Annotated in this window: 15 protein-coding genes; 6 read left to right on the forward strand and 9 right to left on the reverse strand. The window is 75.5% G+C overall.

Going from position 1 to position 18,012, the window contains the following annotated elements; all coding sequences use genetic code 11:
• Positions 1-20: 20 nt before the first annotated feature.
• Genes D7231_RS26895 through D7231_RS26905 form a run of 3 tightly spaced genes read right to left on the reverse strand, consistent with a single transcriptional unit; the run spans position 21 to position 3,330 of the window.
• Positions 21-443, reverse strand: a complete 423-nt coding sequence (locus tag D7231_RS26895) for a DUF742 domain-containing protein (RefSeq protein ID WP_241999943.1) — start codon at positions 441-443, stop codon at positions 21-23.
• Positions 440-895 (reverse strand): roadblock/LC7 domain-containing protein, encoded by a 456-nt coding sequence (locus D7231_RS26900; RefSeq protein WP_120758152.1) that lies wholly within the window; start codon positions 893-895, stop codon positions 440-442. Before D7231_RS26900 ends, D7231_RS26895 begins: the two co-directional genes overlap by 4 nt.
• Positions 892-3,330, reverse strand: a complete 2,439-nt coding sequence (locus D7231_RS26905; protein ID WP_120758153.1) for a sensor histidine kinase — start codon at positions 3,328-3,330, stop codon at positions 892-894. Before D7231_RS26905 ends, D7231_RS26900 begins: the two co-directional genes overlap by 4 nt.
• A gap of 260 nt (positions 3,331-3,590) precedes the next feature.
• On the opposite strand from D7231_RS26905, the gene D7231_RS26910 reads away from it, so the two are divergent.
• The 3 genes from D7231_RS26910 (at position 3,591) to D7231_RS26920 (ending at position 5,768) form a co-directional block, all read left to right on the forward strand.
• Positions 3,591-3,944, forward strand: a complete 354-nt coding sequence (locus D7231_RS26910; protein ID WP_120758154.1) for a hypothetical protein — start codon at positions 3,591-3,593, stop codon at positions 3,942-3,944.
• An 84-nt stretch (positions 3,945-4,028) separates the two neighbouring features.
• On the forward strand, positions 4,029-5,165 hold the full coding sequence (locus D7231_RS26915) for an L-histidine N(alpha)-methyltransferase (RefSeq protein WP_120758155.1): 1,137 nt from the start codon (positions 4,029-4,031) through the stop codon (positions 5,163-5,165).
• 12 nt (positions 5,166-5,177) lie between these two features.
• Positions 5,178-5,768, forward strand: a complete 591-nt coding sequence (locus D7231_RS26920; protein WP_120758156.1) for a hypothetical protein — start codon at positions 5,178-5,180, stop codon at positions 5,766-5,768.
• A 69-nt stretch (positions 5,769-5,837) separates the two neighbouring features.
• Here D7231_RS26920 and D7231_RS26925 read toward each other — a convergent pair whose 3' ends face one another.
• The 6 genes from D7231_RS26925 to D7231_RS26950 form a co-directional block, all read right to left on the reverse strand.
• Positions 5,838-10,607, reverse strand: coding sequence for a hypothetical protein (locus D7231_RS26925; protein ID WP_120758157.1), 4,770 nt, complete (start codon positions 10,605-10,607; stop codon positions 5,838-5,840).
• 30 nt (positions 10,608-10,637) lie between these two features.
• Entirely contained in the window at positions 10,638-11,570 is a 933-nt protein-coding gene (locus tag D7231_RS26930) for a hypothetical protein (RefSeq protein WP_120758158.1), read from the reverse strand.
• A 306-nt stretch (positions 11,571-11,876) separates the two neighbouring features.
• Positions 11,877-13,400: a hypothetical protein gene (locus tag D7231_RS26935; RefSeq protein ID WP_120758159.1), complete on the reverse strand. Its 1,524-nt coding sequence runs from the start codon at positions 13,398-13,400 to the stop codon at positions 11,877-11,879.
• Positions 13,401-13,467: 67 nt separating this feature from the next.
• A complete protein-coding gene (gene pcp / locus D7231_RS26940; RefSeq protein WP_120758160.1) occupies positions 13,468-14,112 on the reverse strand; it encodes a pyroglutamyl-peptidase I in 645 nt (214 codons plus the stop codon).
• Positions 14,113-14,136: 24 nt separating this feature from the next.
• On the reverse strand, positions 14,137-15,105 hold the full coding sequence (locus D7231_RS26945; RefSeq protein WP_120758161.1) for a DUF979 domain-containing protein: 969 nt from the start codon (positions 15,103-15,105) through the stop codon (positions 14,137-14,139).
• On the reverse strand, positions 15,102-15,809 hold the full coding sequence (locus D7231_RS26950) for a DUF969 domain-containing protein (protein ID WP_120758162.1): 708 nt from the start codon (positions 15,807-15,809) through the stop codon (positions 15,102-15,104). Before D7231_RS26950 ends, D7231_RS26945 begins: the two co-directional genes overlap by 4 nt.
• 126 nt (positions 15,810-15,935) lie before the next feature.
• On the opposite strand from D7231_RS26950, the gene D7231_RS26955 reads away from it, so the two are divergent.
• The 3 genes from D7231_RS26955 to D7231_RS26965 are packed head-to-tail and all read left to right on the forward strand — an operon-like array spanning position 15,936 to position 18,006.
• The gene (locus D7231_RS26955; protein ID WP_120758315.1) at positions 15,936-16,595 is read left to right on the forward strand and encodes a GntR family transcriptional regulator; all 660 of its coding nucleotides are present in this window, start codon (positions 15,936-15,938) and stop codon (positions 16,593-16,595) included.
• A complete protein-coding gene (locus D7231_RS26960) occupies positions 16,592-17,365 on the forward strand; it encodes a LamB/YcsF family protein (protein WP_120758163.1) in 774 nt (257 codons plus the stop codon). Before D7231_RS26955 ends, D7231_RS26960 begins: the two co-directional genes overlap by 4 nt.
• The gene (locus D7231_RS26965; RefSeq protein WP_120758164.1) at positions 17,362-18,006 is read left to right on the forward strand and encodes a 5-oxoprolinase subunit B family protein; all 645 of its coding nucleotides are present in this window, start codon (positions 17,362-17,364) and stop codon (positions 18,004-18,006) included. Before D7231_RS26960 ends, D7231_RS26965 begins: the two co-directional genes overlap by 4 nt.
• Positions 18,007-18,012 lie beyond the last annotated feature (6 nt).

An 18,012-nucleotide genomic window follows, 5' to 3' on the forward strand; every position in this document is an offset into this window, starting at 1 on the left:
CGGCGGGCCCGCGGGCCGGTTCACAGGGCCCGCAGGCCGTCGATCACCACGCGCAGAATGCTTTCGTCGGGCAGTTCGGCCGGCGGCACCGGGCGGGTGACCCGCACCAGGCCCGCGTGCACGAGGTCGCCGACGAGCACCCGCACCACGCCGACCGGCAGGTCGAGCCCGGCCGCCAGCTCCGCGACGGAGCGCGGCAGGCCCTCCGTGAGGTCCACGATGTCCAGGTGTTCCGGGGACAGCGTCTGGTCGGCGAGGGCGGCGGCGGGCCGGCCGGCCGGATCCTCGGCGACGACGACCGCGATGAGGTCGAGGCCGGCCCCGTCCGCGATCCGGGTGCGCCCGCGGGTCATGGCGTACGGGCGGACCACCGGGCCCGCCGCGTCGTCGTACCAGCGCACGTCCCCGTCGCCGGGGCCGTCCCCGGGCAGGCCGGCGGTCACCCGTCGGCGGCCACGCCGGTGCGCGGAGCCGTGGCCAGGTGCGCGCCCACCCGCTTGACCAGCAGGGTCATCTCGTAGGCGACCTGGCCGATGTCGGAGTCGGCGTCGGCCAGGACGGCCAGACAGCTGCCGTCGCCGGCGGCGGTGACGAAGAGGAACGCCTCGTCCAGCTCGACGACGGTCTGGCGGACCTTGCCCGCCTCGAAGTGCCGGCCGACGCCCTTGGCGAGGCTGTGGAAGCCGGAGGCCACGGCCGCCAGGTGCTCGCCGTCCTCGCGCGAGAGGTCCTTGGAGGTGCCGGTCGCCAGGCCGTCGCCGGAGAGCACGAGCGCCTTGCGGATGCTGCCGACGCGCTCGACGAGTTCGTCGAGGAGCCAGTTCAGCTCGCCCGTGGCGGCGGGCTCGGCGCCGGCTGCGGTGGTTGTCGCGTTCTCGGCCTTCGGTGCGGTCATCGACCGTCCCCCTCCGATGTGGTTCGTGGTGCTGTTCTCGGTGATCTTCTCGGTGCGTCCGCCTCATTGTGCTCCCGGCCGCGCTGCCAGCCGCGCTGGAGGGCGGCCATCCTGGCCCGCACCTCGTCGGCGTCGCGCTCGGGTTCCGGACCGGCGGGGTCCGTGCCGGTGGTCCCGCCCCGGGTACGGGGGGCCTCCGGATCCTTCCTCAGCTGGGGGGCGAGGCTCGCCTGGCGCACGCGCCGGGGCAGCCCGCCGGACGGGGTCCGCTCGGCCCCGGGCCCCTCGGGAAGCTGCGGGGAGGGCCTGCGGCGGGGCAGGGGCACGAGGGCGCCGCCCGCCCGGTGGTGCTCCTCCCCCTCGTCCGCGCACGGCTCGAACGGGCAGAGCACGTCGTCGTCCGCGGCCGGGCGGGCGGGTGCGGGCGGGCGGCCCGCGGCCGGGGAGAGCGCCTCGTGGCGGGGCGGCGGCGTCGTGCGGCCGCGGGCGAGGAACTGCTCGCCGGTGTCCTCGTCCCCGGGGCCGGTTCCCGCGCCCTTTCCGGCTCCGGCCTCGGTCAGCAGGTCCAAGGGGATGAAGACGACGGCGGTGGTGCCCCCGTACGGGGAGGTCTGGAGCGTGACCTTGACGTCGTGGCGGCGCGCGAGGCGGCTGACGACGAACAGGCCGAGCCGGTCGGTGTCGGAGAGCTCGAACTCGGGGGTCTCGGCGAGCCGGAGGTTGGCCTCCAGCAGGGCGTCCGGGGACATGCCGAGGCCCCGGTCGTGGATCTCCAGGGTGAAGCCGTTGGCGACGCGCTGGCCGTGCACCTGCACGGCGGTGTGCGGCGGGGAGAACACGGTGGCGTTCTCCAGGAGTTCGGCGACGAGGTGGGTGAGGTCGCCGACGGCGGGGCCGCGGACGGCCAGCCGCGGCAGGCGCCGCACCTCGATCCGCTCGTAGTCCTCGACCTCGGCGACGGCGCCGCGGACGACGTCCATGAGGCGGACGGGCTTGCGCCACTGCCGGGCCGGGGCGGCCCCCGAGAGGATGACCAGGCCCTCCGCGTGGCGGCGCATGCGCGTGGTGAGGTGGTCGAGGCGGAAGAGGTCGGCGAGCTCCTCGGTGTCCTCGGTACGGCGCTCCATGGCGTCGAGCAGGGTGAGCTGACGGTGCAGCAGGACCTGGCTGCGGCGGGCGAGGTTGACGAAGACGTCGGCGACGCCGCGGCGCATGTCGGCCTGTTTGACGGCGGCCTCGACGGCGGCCCGCTGCAAGGTGTTGAGGGCCTTGCCGACCTGGCCGAGCTCGTCCGGCCCGAAGTCGCGCAGCGGTGCCTCGGCCGCGAGGTCGACCTTCTCACCCGCGGCCAGGCGGCGCATGACGGCGGGCAGCCGCACGCCGGAGACCTCGTGGGCCTCCTTGCGCAGCTGCCGCAGGTCGCGCACGAGGCCGCGGCCGATGCGCAGGGAGATGACGAGGGAGGCGACGAGCGCGGCGGCGCCGAGGACGCCGGCGACGGCGGCCTTGGTCAGGACGCGGGTGGCGATGGGCTCGACGCGGTCGGCATAGCGGCCGGTGGCCTCGGTGTTCATCCGGGCGAGCTCGTCGAGGACGACGCCCGCGGCCTTCTCCCAGCGCTGCGGGTCGATGGTGCGCGGGGCGCGGGCGTAGCCGGCGAGGATCGCGGTGTCCTCGGCGGCGCGCAGGGTGTGCGGCGCGGTGCCCCGCCAGTACTCCTCGAAGATCTTCTGGTCGGCGGCGGGCAGGACGGCGAGGTTGGTGCTGTAGAGGATCTGCCGCTCGGCGACGCGGTCGGAGACGGCCCGCAGGTCCTGGCGGCTCATGGTGCCGGCGGTGAGGGCGGCGGCGAGGAGGGCGTCCTCGCGGGAGAGCGCCTCGCGGGCGCGGGCGACGCCGATGAGGGCGCGCGCCTGCTTGTCCATCTCGGCGTCCTCGAAGGCGCCGAGGCTGCCGAGGAAGGCGTAGTACGGCTCCACGAGGTCGTTGTAGGCCTGGAAGGCGCCGTGCCGGCTGATGGAGTCGTCCCGGATCTTGCCGCGCAGGCCGTCGAGGTCGCCGAGGGCCTTCTCGATGCGCCGGAAGCGGACGTCCGTGGCGGGGCTCATGTCGTCGCGGACCTTCGCGGCGCCGGACCGGAAGGCCGTGGCCGCCCGGTCGGTCGTGGCCTGCTGATCGCGCAGGGCGGCGAGGTTGTCGGCGCGGCGCGGGTCGGCGAGCAGGACGAGGGCCTGGCGGCGTTCCTTCTGCAGCGCGCGGACGAGGTCCTCGGCGGGGAGGCCGGCCGTGCGGATGGCCTCGGCGGCGTTGAGCAGCCGGGCGGCCTCCGTGCCGGTGATCACGGTGGCGAAGACCCACAGGCCGGTGAGCGACACCAGCGGCACCAGCAACAGCGCCACGATCTTCCGGCGGATGGACTTCCCGCGAAAGCGCATGGCCTCCCCAACGTCGACCCCGCTCCGGCGGCGTGGTGTTCCGACAACAATGCGGCGTGAGCCTACTACTGCGTGGTACACGACTCGAAGACCAGTACGGTGATCGGACTGCCGGGACGGCCACCCGTATGGCGGTAATTCCTTGCCCATGGGAACTATCGGGCACGGTCCTTCGCTCTTGTGAAGGGAGCCGGACCGCTCTGTCCGGCCGTCGGCAGGGGAGTCGGCGGGGTGGTCCGCCGACGAGGGGGTGAGCCGTCGTGGAGCGGGATCATGACGTCCCGTCGTACCGTGCGCGACCGGCGCTGTGGGTGGAGGAGCCCGCCCGCAGGCGCCGGATGCCGGATCCGGTGCGGACGGCCGCGGTGCGCGCGGTCCTCTTCGCCGCCTTCACGCTGGTGCAGGGCATGGTGGCGGCGCTGTTCGCGCTGGCCGGGAGCTGGCTGGCGCTGCCGGCGCTGCTGTGCGTGCTGGCGAGTGTGGTGGCCACCACATGGGCGGTGCTGGACGTGTGGGTGACGCGGCAGGTGTGGCGGCAGCGGCACGGAGTGGTGTCCGTGCCCAGCAGTACGGCGCGTGCGCGCAGAAGGGCCCGTCGCCCCGGCTTCCCCTGATCGTCAACTGCCCGGTAGGTTCGGCAGTTGACGGTGGCGTACACCGGGCACGGGCGGGCGGACGGGCCATGGGGGGATGTACGGATGGCGGAGCGGGACCGGGCGGTACATCGGATTCCGGAGATCCTCCGGGATGCCGGCTGGACGGTGTGTCTGGTCGGTGAGGAACAGTCGGGCAAGCTGGCGCAGGTGACGGCCGGGCTGCGGCGCGGCCCGGACCCCGCGGGCTCGGGAAAGCTGATCACCTCCGGCTTCTCGTACTGGGGCCTGGAGTCGACGGTGGCGTGGGCCCACGCGTGCAACGACCTGTACTACCCGGTGATGCGCGAGAGCATCGCCTCCTTCAGCCGCCGCTGGCGCGGCCTGAGCGAACGGCTCCCCGACGGGCCGCTGCACTACGTGAGCCTCGGCCCCGGCACGGGCCAGAAGGACCAGGCGCTGCTGCGCTCCCTGGACAGCCGGGGCCGCTGCGGCTGCTATCTGCCCGTGGACGTCAGCGCCGAGATGCTGCGCCTCGCCCAGCGCGAGGCGCTCCAGCACCTGCACGTGCCCGCCGCGGACGTGCTCCCGGTCCAGCTGGACTTCTCCATGCCCGCCAACCTCGACCGGCTGGGCACACTGATCCGCAGCACGGTGGGCGACGAGCCGGTGGTGTACTCGCTGCTGGGCAACACCCTGGCGAACTTCGACAGCGACACGCAGCTGCTGACCCTGCTGGCCGAGAAGCTGCTGCGGCCGCAGGACCGCTTCCTGCTGGAGGTGGCCAGCACGGCCGGGCAGGACGAGGTGGCGGCCCGGGCCGCCGCGCAGGAATACGAGAACAGCCCGCGCTTCCGCGAGTTCGTCACCAGCGCCCTGCTCCAGTACACCGACCTGCAAATCGACATGAACAGCCTCACCTGCGAGGGGCTCGTCGAGGGCGACCGGGCGCTGCTGGTCAAGGTGATCTACCGCAACCGGACGGGCGCCGAGCTGGAGCTGACGCTGCCCGACCGCAGCACGGTGCCGTTCCCCGACCAGGACACCATCCGCCTCCTGCTCAGCCGGAAGTACACCCGCGCCGGGCTGGAGAAGATGCTGGTGGACGCCCGGGTCACTGCGGTGGGCGAGACCCACGAGGCCGGGCACACGTCCTTCGACCGGCCCGCGTTCGGGATGACGCTGCTGCTCCTGGCCAAGGGCGACGGGGTGCGGCCCGACGGGCCCAACCCCTTCGACTGACGGCGCGTCACCGTGACGGGGTTCCTCGGCCGGTTCGGCCGGCAGTTCTTCGCCGCCGCCACCATCGCCTGCCTGCTGCTCGCGCTCGGCGTCTGCGGCTGGTGGCTGGTCGTCGCGCAGGGGCGCGACGAGCGCTTCGAGCCCGCGGCCTCCGGGTTCGCGCTCGTCGCCGCCATCACCGGGGTGTACGCCGAGCGGCGGGCGGCCGCCCGCGAGCGGCGCGCCCAGGTGCTGCACGCCTTGTCCGACGAGCTCGTGAAGAACACCGAGTTGCTGACGGGCGGGGGCTTCGCGCCGCTGGACCGCTTCGCGCCGAAGGCGCGCGTCTACCCCCGCCTGGTGCAGTCGGCGACGGACGCGGCGCTGGTGTCCGGGGTGTTCGCCGACCCCGGGCACGCCGCGCTGGTCTCCCTGCTGCACCGCTGGCGGGACGCGGTGCACGACTTCAACCGGCGCCTCGACCTCACCGAGCTGCGCACGTACGTCTCCCGGGTGCCCGCCGAGGAGCTGCTGGCCATCGACGAGGCCATGCACCGCCCGGGCGGGCAGCTCGACAGGCTGCGGCAGCTGCGCGACAGCATCGAGGAGGTGCTGCGGGCCTAGCGGGCCGGGGCGCCACGGGCCGTGGAGGCCGCGGCGCCCGCCGGCTCGCGCCTGTGGGCGCCCGCCGGCTCAGGCCTGAGCCGGTGCCTCCTCCGCCGGGCGGCGGTACATCCGCGTCGCCGTGATCTGGCCGTGGACCTGCTCCCCGTCCGGGTCCTGCTGCTGGGGCAGGCCCGGGCGCAGGTGCTCCTCGACGCTGATGTACTTCAGGCCCGCCCTCAGGTCCGCGTCGTTGCGCAGCCGGATGACCAGCGGGAACTCGGCCAGGGCCGTGGTGTCGAACAGGCCGGTGGTGTACAGCAGCTGGACGCCGAGGGCGTCGGCGACGGCCCGCTGGAGCTCCAGCAGGTACGTGGCGTTGGCGCGGCCGATGGGGTTGTCGAGGAACAGGGTGCCCGCGTGGCGCTGCTTGTCGCGGCCGCGGTCGTTGCTGCGCAGCGCCGCCATGGTGCAGTACAGGGCGATGGCCGCGGTCAGCAGCTGGCCGCCGGAGAACACGTCGCCCATCTGCCGGACGGGCACCCGCTCGGCGCGCAGCACCGCGTCGGGCTTGAGGATCTCCACGGCGACGCCGCGCGGCAGCAGGGCCGCCTGGACGCCGCGCAGCAGCAGGGACATGCCGTCGCGGCGCAGGTCGGAGTTCTTCTTGACGGCGGAGCGGGTCGCCTCGTCGATGACCTCGCCGAGGCGCTCGGTGAGGGTGCTCTGGTCGGGGTCGTCGAAGCGGATGCGCAGGAACTCCTGGCCCGACCACTCCCCCAGGCCCTCGGGCAGCCGGGACAGGCGCTGGGCGGAGCGCAGGGTGGTGAGCGAGGACTCCACGAGGCCGCGCAGCCGGTCCACGATGCTGTCGCGGTTGCGCTCCAGCTGCTCCAGCTCGTCGGTCAGCACGCGCAGGCGGGGCGCGAACGCCTCGGCCCACGCGGCCGCGTGCTCGGGCAGGGCGGCCGCGGGCAGCTCGCGGATCTGCTGGCGGGCGGGGGTGCGCACCTGCTCGTAGCGGGTGGAGTTGGCGTGCCGGACGAGGACGTCGCTCGCCTCGCGGACGGCGGACTCGGCGGCCGACAGGTCGCCCGCGCAGCCGCGCAGGGAGCGGCGGGCCTCGGCTGCGGCCTGGCGGGCCTCCTCCAGGCCGCCGGTGTACGGCTCGGGCTGTTCGGCCTCGTCCTCCGGGGAGTTGTCGCGCAGGAGGTCGCGCAGGAGGGCGGCGGTGTCGTCGAAGCCGGTGGCGGCGTCCTCGGCGGAGCGGTGGGCGCGCAGCAGGTCGCTGTGGGCGGCGCGGGCGCGCTCCAGGGCGTCGGTGCGGGCGGCGAGTTCGCCGGTGGCGGTGCGCAGGAGCTCCTTGGCGCGCTCGGCGTCGCCGGGCACGAGCTCTTCGGGGAGCTCGGTGTGGGCGCCGCCGTCGGCCGGGGCGAGGCGCTCGGCCTCGCCGCGCAGCCGGCCGAGCTGCTCGCTGGCCGCGGAGGCGCGGCTCTCCAGCATCTGGACGAGCTCTTCGGCGCGGGCCGCGGCGGCCTGCCGGGAGGGGCCGTCGGCGCCTTCGGTGCCCTCCAGGAGCTGGGCGGCGCGGGTGCGCACCTTGTTGGTGAGCCGGTCCAGTTCGTTGCGGGCGGCGCTCTCGTCGCTCTCGGCGCGGGCTTGCTCGGCGCGGAGGTCGGCGCCGACGCCGACCTTCTCGTAGACCTGGGAGGCGGCGCGGTAGGCCTCGCGCAGGGCGGGCAGCGAGGCGGTGGGGGGCTCGGCGGCCTCGGGCACCTCGTCGGGGGCGCCGGCGATCTCCGCGCGCTCGGCGCGCAGGGCGCGGGCGGTGCGGCGGGCGTCGTCGGCGGCGCGCTGGGCGGTGCGGCGGTCCTCGTCGGCGGCGCGGGCGCGGTCGACGAGGGTGGCGGCGCTCTCCTCGGCCTCGGCGGCCTCTTCGGCGAGCTCGCGGGCGCGCGTCTGCCAGTTGGCGCGCTCGCGCAGGCGGTAGGCGAGCCCGGCGAGGGCGTCGGCGACGCGGCGGGCGCGCTGGGCGGTCTCCTGCCGCTCGTCGCGCACGCGGGCGGTCTCGGCGGCGGTCTCCTCCGCCTCGGCGCGGGCGGCGCGCAGGCCGGCGAGCTCCTCGTGGGCGGTGTCGGCGGCGCCGCGGGCGCGGGCGGCTTCGGCGGCCAGCTCGGCGAGGCGGCCCGCGGGGCAGCCGGCGCGCCAGGAGGAGAGGCGGGCGGCGAGGGTGCGGTCGCCGGCGAGGCGGGCCGCTATGGCGCGGATCTCCTCGTCGCGGGCGAGGGCCCGCTCGCGCAGGGTGTGCCGCTCCTCGTCTGCCGCGCGCTCGTCGTGCATGGCGGGGTTCGGCGGTACGAGGAAGACGCCCGTGTCCTGCCGGCCGGTCTCCGGTACGGGGGCGAGCAGGGCCTCGGAGGTGCCGACGGCGAGGGCGGAGCGGGGCAGCAGGGAGGCCGCGCCGAGGACTTCGCGGGCGCGGGCGTGGGAGTCGGCGTCGGTGATGACGACGCCGTCGACGAGCTCGGGGCGGGCCGCGAGGACGGCGGCGTGCCGGGCCGGGTCGACGGCCTGGGCGAGGTAGCGCCAGCCGGGCAGGGCGGGGATGCCGTGCTCGCCGAGGTACTCCACGGCCGCGAGGACGTCGGGGCGGGGCGGCAGCAGGCCGCCGTCGCCGAGGGCGCCCAGGATGCGGGAGTCGTCGGCGGCGGCCGTGCGCAGGTCGAACAGCTGGCGCTCGGAGGCGGCGACGCTCTCGTCGAGCAGCTCGCGCAGCGCGTCGGCGTTGCGGTCGAGCTCCTCGGCGGTGAGCGGGCCGGTCACGGGCGGCCGCTGGGCGTTGCCGCGGGCGGCGGCGCGTACGGCGCCGGGGTAGTACAGGCCCGCGGCCTGGGGGTCGCCCTCGGCGGAGCGGCGCGGGGCGGGCGGCTGCTCGCCGCCGTCCGGGTCGGACTCGGCGCGCGGGCCGGGCACCTGGCCGGCGGCGGCCGGCTCGGGCAGGCCCAGCAGTTCGGTCAGGCGCTGCTCGGCGCCGATGGACTCGGCGGCGCGCCGCTCGGCGTCGTGGGCGGCTTCGGCGGCCGTGGCGGCGTCCGCGGCGCGGGCGGCGGCCAGCTCGGCGCGGCTCTCGGCGGCGGCTGTCTCCTTGGCCCGGTCGGCTGCCTGGCGGGCGGCCTCGCGCGCGGCTTCGTAGGCGGCGACGGCCGGCTTCTCGGCGTCGCTGGCGGCGAGCGCGGCACGGGCCGGGTCGGCGTCGGGGCCGGTGTCGTCGATCCAGCCGGCGCGGACGGCCTCGGCGGTCTCCTGCTCGACCTCGGCCAGGCGCTGGCGCAGGTGGCCGGCCTCGCTGCGGGCGCGCTGGGCCTCCGTGGCGGCGGCGGTCGCGTCGCGGTGGGCGGCCTCGCTCGCCTCCTGGAGGGCGGCGGAGCGCTCCTCCTCCTCGTTGGCGCGCTGCTCGCCGATCCCGGCGGCGGTGTTGAGGGCCCGTACGAGCTCGGTGGCGGCCTCGGCGCGGGCGGCCAGGGCGGGGGCGGCGTCGCGCTCGGCCTCGCGGATGGCGGCGGCGACGCGCGCGGAGCGGTCGGCGGCGGCGCGGTGGCGCAGGACGGTCTCGGCGGCCTGCCAGGCGGAGTGCAGCGTGCGGGCGTCGTTGAGCTCGCGGCGCTGGGCGGCGGCGGCCTTCTCGGCGGCGGCCAGGGCCAGGGAGGCGTGCCGGTAGGCGATTTCGGCGGCGACGAGGGAGCTGCGGCCGCGCTCGGTGTCGGCGTCGGTCACGGCGTGGGCCGCCGCGGCCACTTGCTCGGCCAGCTCGGCGGTCCGGCCGCGCTCTTCGAAGGCGCGGGCGGACAGGCGGCGGGCCAGGCCGCGGGTGCGGCGCTCGGCGCCGGTGTGCACGCCGCGGGCCTGCTCGCGCTTGACGGCGGCGTCGGCGATGCGGGAGAGCAGGTCCAGGGAGCCGGCGGTGAAGTCCCGCTCGGCGGTGAGCTCGGCGCGTCGGCCCAGCTTGTGGGCGAAGCCGTGCACGAGGTCGGCGAGGCCGTCGGTGTCGCGGGTGTCGGTGACCGCGCGCAGCAGCAGGTCCGTGAAGTCGGAGTCGTTCTTGACGGCGAAGAGGCCTGCGGCCTCGCCCTCGTCGGCGTTCATCTCGCGCTGGTAGCGGAAGAGTTCGGGGTCCAGGCCGAGCTCGCCGAGGTGCTCGTTCCAGCGCTCGTGGACCTCCTCCCACACCACGTCCAGGTGGGGGTAGGCCTTGCCGGCCTCGGTGAGGGCATCGCGGAAGCCCTTCATCGTGCGGCGGCGTCCCCGTGCGCCGGAGGCGCCGGAGAGCACAGAGCCGGAGGTGCCGTCGGCGGCGGTGCGCATCGCGGTGGACTCGGCCACGGGCAGGGCGTCCAGGCTCAGGCCCGGGCCGGGCCGGAACGAGTACCAGGCCTCGGCGAACTTCCGCGGGTCGTTGGAGACCTGGCGGCCGCGCCACTCGCTGACCTTGCCGACGACGATGGTCTCGCCCGTCAGGACGTGCTGCCACTCCAGGGCGACGTGCCCGCAGTCGTCGGCCAGCAGGAACTTGCGGAGCACGCCCGAGCTGGCGCCGCCCAGGGTGTTGCGGTGGCCCGGCAGCATGACCGAGAAGATGAGCTTGAGGAGGACGGACTTGCCGCCGCCGTTCTCCAGGAAGAGCACGCCGGCCGGGGCGGGGCGGCGCGGCGGCCCCACCGGCTCCTCCTCGAAGAACTCCGCCTGCGCGGGCGCGGGGGTGGGCACGGGCGCGCCCACTCCCCGCAGGTCCAGCACGGTGTCGGCGTAACGCGCACCGGCGGGCCCGATGGAGTAGAGGCGGACCCGGGACAGCTCGTACATGGCGGACTCTCGTGTGTGGCGGGACGGTGGTCAGGAGGACTGGCTGTGCTGGTTCTCGAAGAACGGCAGGCCGGCGTCGGCGACCAGGTCGAGGTCGTCGGCGTCGTCCGGCGGCAGGAGCGTCGCGCTGCCGTCGCCGACGGGCACGACCCCCAGCTCCAGCAGCTCGGTCATGGCGGCGCTGCCGGCCATGTCGCGGACCTGGAGCTGGTAGCGGGCGGTGGTGCGGAACGCGCCGCCGGCGTCGTCGCCGGTGCGCTGGAGGAAACCGGAGTCGACGAGGAAGGCGACGGCCTTGGCGATGATGCCCGTGGTCGAGCCGGCCAGGCGGCGGGCGTCCTTGGTGGCGCCCGTCGCGCTGCGGCGCGCGTAGACCCGCCAGGCGGCCTCCAGGCCGGGGGCGTCCGTCGTCGGGTCGGTGTTCTCGCCCTGCGCGGCGGAGCGCTCCTCCAGGCGGCGGCAGGCCTGCCGGACGAACGTGTCCACGCCGTTGACGGTGATCCGGCCGATGTAGCCGTCGTCGGCGAGGTCCTCCGGGCGCGGGAAGGCCAGGGCGGCGACCGCGAGGTGGGCGAGGCCGTGCAGGAAGCGGTCGCCGGAGTCGACGGTGGCGCGGCGGGCGTAGTCGCCCATGCGCACGGCGAAGACGGAGTCCTCCGCGGCGGTCACGGCCATGCCGGCGCGGGTGGACACCTCCAGGACGATCAGGCCGAGGCCGGCCGCGACGGCGTCCGCGAGGCGGGCGAACGCGGGGTCGTCGCGGTGGCGGCGCAGCAGCTCGGTGTACTCGGCGTCCCGCGCGGGCGCGAGCTTGGGCTGCAAGCCGAAGGCGATGAGCCGCGCCGCGTCGGCCGCGTCCGCGGGGGTCACGGCACCGGGGCCGCTCGCCGCTCGGGGTTCGCCGCTCTCGGGTCCGCCCGTGCCGGGCTCGTCGGCCGGGGCCTCGGCGTCGTACTCAGTCACGGTGTGCTTCTCCTGCGGAAGAGGTCGTGCGGTGGGTTCGGCACCGCCGGAATGCGCCGTCGCGGCCGGTCGCCGTCGCGGCGGAAGGGCAAGCCCGGCTTCCCGGGAACGCGTGGTCGACCGTTGCAGCCGCGGGGCTCTCCGTGCCGGGACGGCTCCCGGTGCCTTCTTTTCCGCCGCAACGGCGAGGAGACGTACGGTGCGGCCCGGCGGTGCCGGGACGGCCGCAAGCCGTCGTCGTCGCCCGCGGGCGAGCCGCAATGTCGGGCCGGGCAGAAATCCGGGCCGCATGCCGCAGGCGCCCCGTCATGACGCCTCCGCCCGGTCCGCGGCCATGCCCGCCGCGTCGAGGAGCGCCGTGCCGACGATGAGGTCGGCGCCGCCGAATTCGGGGTCGTCGAGGACCGTGCCGTCGTCGACGGCGAAGAGGAGGGACTGCTCGCCCTGGCGGTAGGCCGTGCCGACCGCGGGGCTCGCGGCGTGGACGGCGAGGAGGGCGAGGAGGTAGGGCAGTTCGGGGTCGCGGCGGCGGGCGTCGGCGAGGAGCCCGGAGAGGCGGCGCGGCGCGTCGGGCGGCAGGGTGAGCAGCTCCATGGCGCTCGCGAGCTGCTCCTCGCTGAAGCGGCTGTCGTCGGGCGTGGCGATGAGGTCCGGCTCGGGCATCTCCGCGCCGAGGTGCTCCCGCTCGGCGGGCGGGCTCAGGAGTATGTCGACGAGGTCGGCGACGCGCACGGAGACGGGCGTGCGCAGCCCCGTGCCGTGGGCGAAGAAGGCGTCGGTGACGCGCCCGGCCGCCTCGAGCGGCAGGGGGAGGACGGGGGCGAGGAGCTGTCCGTAGAGGTCGAGCCCGGCCCGGCCGGAGGAGACGGCGAACGCCTGGCGGTCCTGCTCGGCGCGGAAGAGGGGCCCGGCCTCCAGGAGCCGGGACTGGAGCTGGGTGTGGCGGCGGATGCAGTCCTTGACGATGTCGACGAGCTCGGCGGCGCGCCGCTTGTGCTCGGCGCCCTCGGCCTCGTCGCGCGCCTTGCGGATGTTGGTGAGGATCGCGTTCTCGTGGCGGTAGCGGTCGGCGACGTGGTCGAGCGCTTCGGCGATCATGTCGGGGACGGCTTGCAGCCAGTCGACGGCGCGGACGTTGCGCCGGGTGGCGTCGAGGGTCTTGCGGAGGGTCTCGGCGTACTGCACGGTGCGGTAGCGGGCCTGCTCCGCGGCGAGCTGGGCGTCGGCGAGCCGGCCCCGGCTGATGAGGACCTCCAGCTTCACCTCGGCGGCGATCTGCGCGCTGGTGACGTCGGTGTCGAGGGCGCCGACGAGGACGTTGACGGCTTCGTCGGTGGTGCGCAGGAAGACCGTGCCGCCGGGGCCGGGCACCTCCTCGACGAGCTTGAAGTCGTAGTCGCGCCGGACGTAGACCCCGTCGGCCCCGAAGGTGCCGTAGACGGCGCGGAAGCCGCGGTCGACGCTGCCGACGTTGATGAGGTTCTCCAGGACCCAGCGGGCCACCCGCTCGTGCTCGGCCTGCGGCCGCTCCGGCGCCTGGGCGGCGACGCGCGGCTGCAGCCGGGCCACTATCTGCTCGTGGTCGGCGCCGGTGTCGAAGTCCATGTTGAGCGTGACCAGGTCGATGGCGGAGAGCGCCACCTCCGCCATGGCGTAGACGCCGTACTCGCCCGCGAGGTTGGCCTTGCGCGCGTCCAGGTCGTGCAGCGGCGCCGTGCAGGCGAGCGCGCGCAGGCGGCGGGCCAGGCCCTCGTCGGCGGCCGGGCCCGGGGCCGGCCGCGACGGCCCGTTGAGCTGGGGCGGAGCGGCCGCCGGGGCTGGAGAAGTCACGTCGCACAGAGTAGGCGGTCACACCGACAACGGACGAAACGGCACGGGCGGAATGTCCGGCACGCCCCTAGTGTGTGGCTCCGCCTTCCGCACGGATGTCCGTGGTGCGCCCCGCGGCGGTGACGGCGATCACACAGAGTGCTTCCGCGGTGGCGGGGACGGGCAGCGAGGGCAGGGCCCGGTCGGTGACCTGTGCGGGCGCGTAGGGGACGTGCACGAATCCGCCCCGCAGGCCGGGCCGTTCGGTCGCGGCGAGGTGCATCAGGCCGTAGAAGACGTGGTTGCAGACGAACGTGCCGGCGGTCTGGGAGACCGACGCGGGCAGCCCGGCCTCGCGCACGGCCGCGACGCACGCCTTGACGGGCAGGGTCGCGAAGTAGGCGGCGGGCCCGCCGGGGACGACGGGCTCGTCGACGGGCTGCGCGCCCGCGTTGTCGGGGATGCGGGCGTCGTCGACGTTGACGGCGACGCGTTCGACGGTGATGTCGGGGCGGCCGCCCGCCTGCCCCACGCAGAGGACGAGGTCCGGCGCGGTGCGGTCGACGGCCTCCCGGAGGGCGTCGAGGGCGGTGCCGAAGGCGCAGGGCAGTTGTGCGGTGGAGAGGACGAGCCCGTCGGCGCCCCGCGCGGCGGCCGCGCGGACGGCCTCCCAGGAGGGGTTCACCCCCTCCCCTCCGAAGGGCTCGAATCCGGTGAGCAGGACACGGGTCACGGCTGGTTCCCTCCCGGCGGGCCGTCAGACGGCGAAGGCGTACATGATGACGATGTTGCAGCCGAGCAGGGCGAGGGCCGTCGGCATCTGGGCCTTGATGGGCCCGTACTGGTCCTTCAGTTCGAGGAGCGCGGCCGGGACGATGTTGTAGTTGGCGGCCATGGGCGTCACCAGCGTGCCGCAGAAGCCGGCGAGCATGCCGATGGCCAGGACGGCCGGGGCGTTGCCGCCCTCCTGGACGACGAGGACGGGCCAGCCGACGGCCGCGGTCATGACGGGGAAGGCGGCGAAGCCGTTCCCCATGACGACGGTGAAGAGGAACATGCCGACGCAGTAGACGGCGACGGCGGCGAAGAGCGAGCCGTCGGGCAGCACGGCGGTGGCGATCCGGCGGACCTGGTCACCGACGCCGGCGACGGAGAAGATGCTGCCGAGCGTGGCGAGGAGCTGGGGCAGCAGCATCGCCCAGCCCATCGACTCCAGCATGGAACGCCCGGCGTGCACGGGCGTCGAAAGCCGCTTCTCGCGCAGCATCACCATGCCGGCGACGAGGGCGACGACGGCTCCGATGCCCAGGCCGAGGATGGTCTCGCTGCCCTTCTGGAGGACGGGTTCGCCGTCCAGGGAGAGCTTCTTGACGCCGACCGCGCAGATGAGGGCGACAACGGGGATGGTGAGGGCGGGCACGAACAGGCGGTTCCCCCACCGCTGTGCGCGCGCCTCCCGCTGCTCGGGCGTGGCGGCGGTGCCCTTGCCGCGCCCGGTGAAGCCGAAGCCCGCGAGGCAGACCATGACGAGGACGGCCGCGCCCAGGGGTTCGGCGGGGGCGGACTTGTCGGCGACCCAGGTGCCGTAGATGAAGCCGAGCCCGAGCAGGCCCCAGAAGGCGGCGGTGCCGACGCGCTTGGGGTTGGTGCGGTCGGTGAGCATCTGCGCGGCCATCACCAGGAAGATGCCGCCGACCAGCCAGTAGAACCACTCCGCCTTGATCACTTGACGGTCTCCCCGAGTTCGGCGGTGCGGCCGGGCCCGGGGTCCGCCCCGGGCAGTTGCCGGTCGAGCCGCAGCAGCCGCCAGCCGTGGACGGCGAGCGCGCACAGGGCCGTGGGCACGGCCCACAGCGCGAGCTGGAGCGGTTCGAGGTGCGTGTGGTACGTGGTGTTGACGAAGCCGGTGATCAGCAGGATCGAGCCGACCGCCAGGAAGACGTCCTCGCCGAAGAACAGCCCGACGTTGTCCGCGCTCGCCGCGAACGAGCGCACCTTCTCGCGGGCCTTCTCGCTCAGCGGCCCGTGCCGGCGCTCGGCGGCGCCCTCGGCCATGGGCGCGGCGAGCGGCCGCACGGTCTGGGCGTGCCCGAAGACGTTGTTGAGGCCGACGGCGGCGGCCATCTGGCGCAGCAGGAGGTAGAGCGCGAGGAAGCGGCCCGCGGTGAGCCCGGCGAAGCGGGTGATCAGGCGGCGGGCCTGTTCCTGGAGGCCGTGGTGTTCGAGCAGGCCGATGACGGGCAGCGTGATCACGAAGATCGTCACCGAGCGGCTGGAGGCGAACCCGGTGCCGAAGGCGGCCAGGACGCGCTGGAGGGAGAGGCCGCCGAGGAGGCCCGTGACGATGCCGGCGGCGCCGACGACCAGCAGGGGGTTGCGTCTCGTGGCGAAGCCGAGCACGACCACGAGGACGCCCAGGAGAACGATCATGGGCTCCGCCTTCCGGGATCCCGGACGACCCTCACTCGATCGGGTGAGGGGATTGGCGAGGAGGCTAAGATATTGTTCAACAATTCTCAATAGGCTTTGGGTTCTCAGCAGGCATTGGGGATGACGATGGCCCTGTCCACCGCACAGCGCGTCGCCGGCGTGCTCCGCGACCGCATCGAGGGCGGCGGCCTGCCGCCCGGCACCCGGCTCTCGGAAGAGGCCCTCGGCCGGGACCTCGGGGTCTCGCGCAACACCCTGCGCGAGGCGTTCCGGCTGCTTATCCACGAGAGCCTGGTCGTGCACCGGCTCAACCGCGGCGTCTTCGTCCGCGTCGTCGACCCCGCCGACGTCACCGACATCTACCGCGTCCGCGCGGCCCTGGAGTGCGCCGGCGTGCGGGCCGCCGCGGGGGCCGGGCGGCCGCTGCGCGAGGCCGTGACCGCGGCGGTGGAGGAGGCCGGGCGTGCCGCCGCCGGGGGCGACTGGCAGGAGGTCGGCTCGGCCGACCTGCGCTTCCACCGGGCGCTCGCCGCCCTGTCCGGCAGCCCGCGCATCGACGCCGCGATGGACCGGCTGATGGCCGAACTGCGCCTGGCCTTCCACGCGATGCCCTCGCCGCGCCGCTTCCACGAGCCCTTCCTCGCGCGCAACCGCGCCTTGGCGAAGCTCCTGGCGGACGGCGAGTACGCCCGCGCGGAGAGCGAGCTGACCACCTATCTGGACGACGCCCTGGAGCTCATCCTGGGCGCTCTGCGCGAGCGGGAACGGGAAGGGGAGAACGCATGAACGCCCACGGCACGGCCGTGCTCGACCTCAACGCCGACCTCGGGGAGGGCTTCGGGCGCTGGCGCCTGACCGACGACGACGCCCTGCTGTCGGTCGTGACCAGCGCGAACGTCGCCTGCGGCTTCCACGCCGGCGACCCGTCCACGATGCGGCGGGTCTGCGAGCGGGCCGCCGAGCGCGGCGTGCGCATCGGCGCCCAGGTCTCCTACCGCGACCTGGCCGGCTTCGGGCGCCGCGCCATGGACGTGCCCCCGGACGAGCTCGCCGACGAGATCACCTATCAGATCGGCGCGCTGCGCGTCTTCGCGCGGGCGGCCGGCGCCGACGTCGCCTACGTCAAGCCGCACGGCGCGCTCTACAACCGCACGGTCACCGACGCGGAGCAGGCCGCTGCCGTCGTCGCCGGGGTGCTGCGCGCCGGCGGGGCCCTGCCCGTCCTGGGCCTGCCGGGCTCCCGGCTGCACGAGGCCGCCGCGCGGGCCGGACTGCCGGTGGTCGGCGAGGCGTTCGCCGACCGCGCGTACACAGCCGCGGGCGCGCTCGTGCCGCGCCGGACACCCGGCGCGGTCGTCCTCGACCCGGACGCCGTCGTCGCCCGCTCCGTACGGATGGCCCGGGAGGCCGCCGTGACGGCCCTGACGGGCGAGGAGGTCGCCGTGCAGGCCCGCTCCCTGTGCCTGCACGGGGACACGCCGGGCGCCGCGGACCTCGCCCGCAGGGTGCGCGCCGCGCTGGAGGCCGCGGGCGTCCGCCTGGAGGCCTTCGCGTGACCGCGCACCCCGTCGGCGCCCCGCCCCGCCGGCCCCTGCGCGTCGGCCCGCACGCCCTGCTCGTCGAGGTCGCCGGCGGCGAGGAGGCCCAGGCACTCCACGCCGAGCTGCTGCGCCGCCGGGCCGCCGGGACCCTGCCGGCCGTCACCGAGATCGTGCCCGCGGCGCGCACCGTCCTCCTCGACGGGCTCGCCGACCCGCAGGCCCTCGCCGCCGACATCGTGCGCTGGGACGTGCCGCCGCTCGCGGCCTCCGGCGGCACCCCCGTCGTCCTGCCGGTCCGCTACGACGGGGCCGACCTCGCCGAGGTCGCCGCCCTGTGGGGGGTCGCCGCGGACGAGGTCGCGGGAATCCACTCCGGCCTCGAATTCCGCGTCGCCTTCTGCGGCTTCGCCCCCGGCTTCGGCTATCTGACCGGCCTCCCGGCGCACCTGCACGTGCCGCGCCGGGCCACGCCCCGCACCGCCGTGCCCGCGGGCGCGGTCGGCCTGGCCGGCCCGTACACGGGCGTCTACCCCCGCTCCTCCCCCGGCGGCTGGCAGCTCATCGGCCGTACGGACGCGGTCCTGTGGGACGCGGCGCGGGAACCGGCGGCGCTGCTGGCTCCCGGCACCCGCGTACGTTTCGAGGTGAGCGCATGACCGGGT

The sequence above is a fragment of the Streptomyces klenkii genome, from assembly GCF_003626645.1.
Taxonomy (GTDB): domain Bacteria; phylum Actinomycetota; class Actinomycetes; order Streptomycetales; family Streptomycetaceae; genus Streptomyces; species Streptomyces klenkii.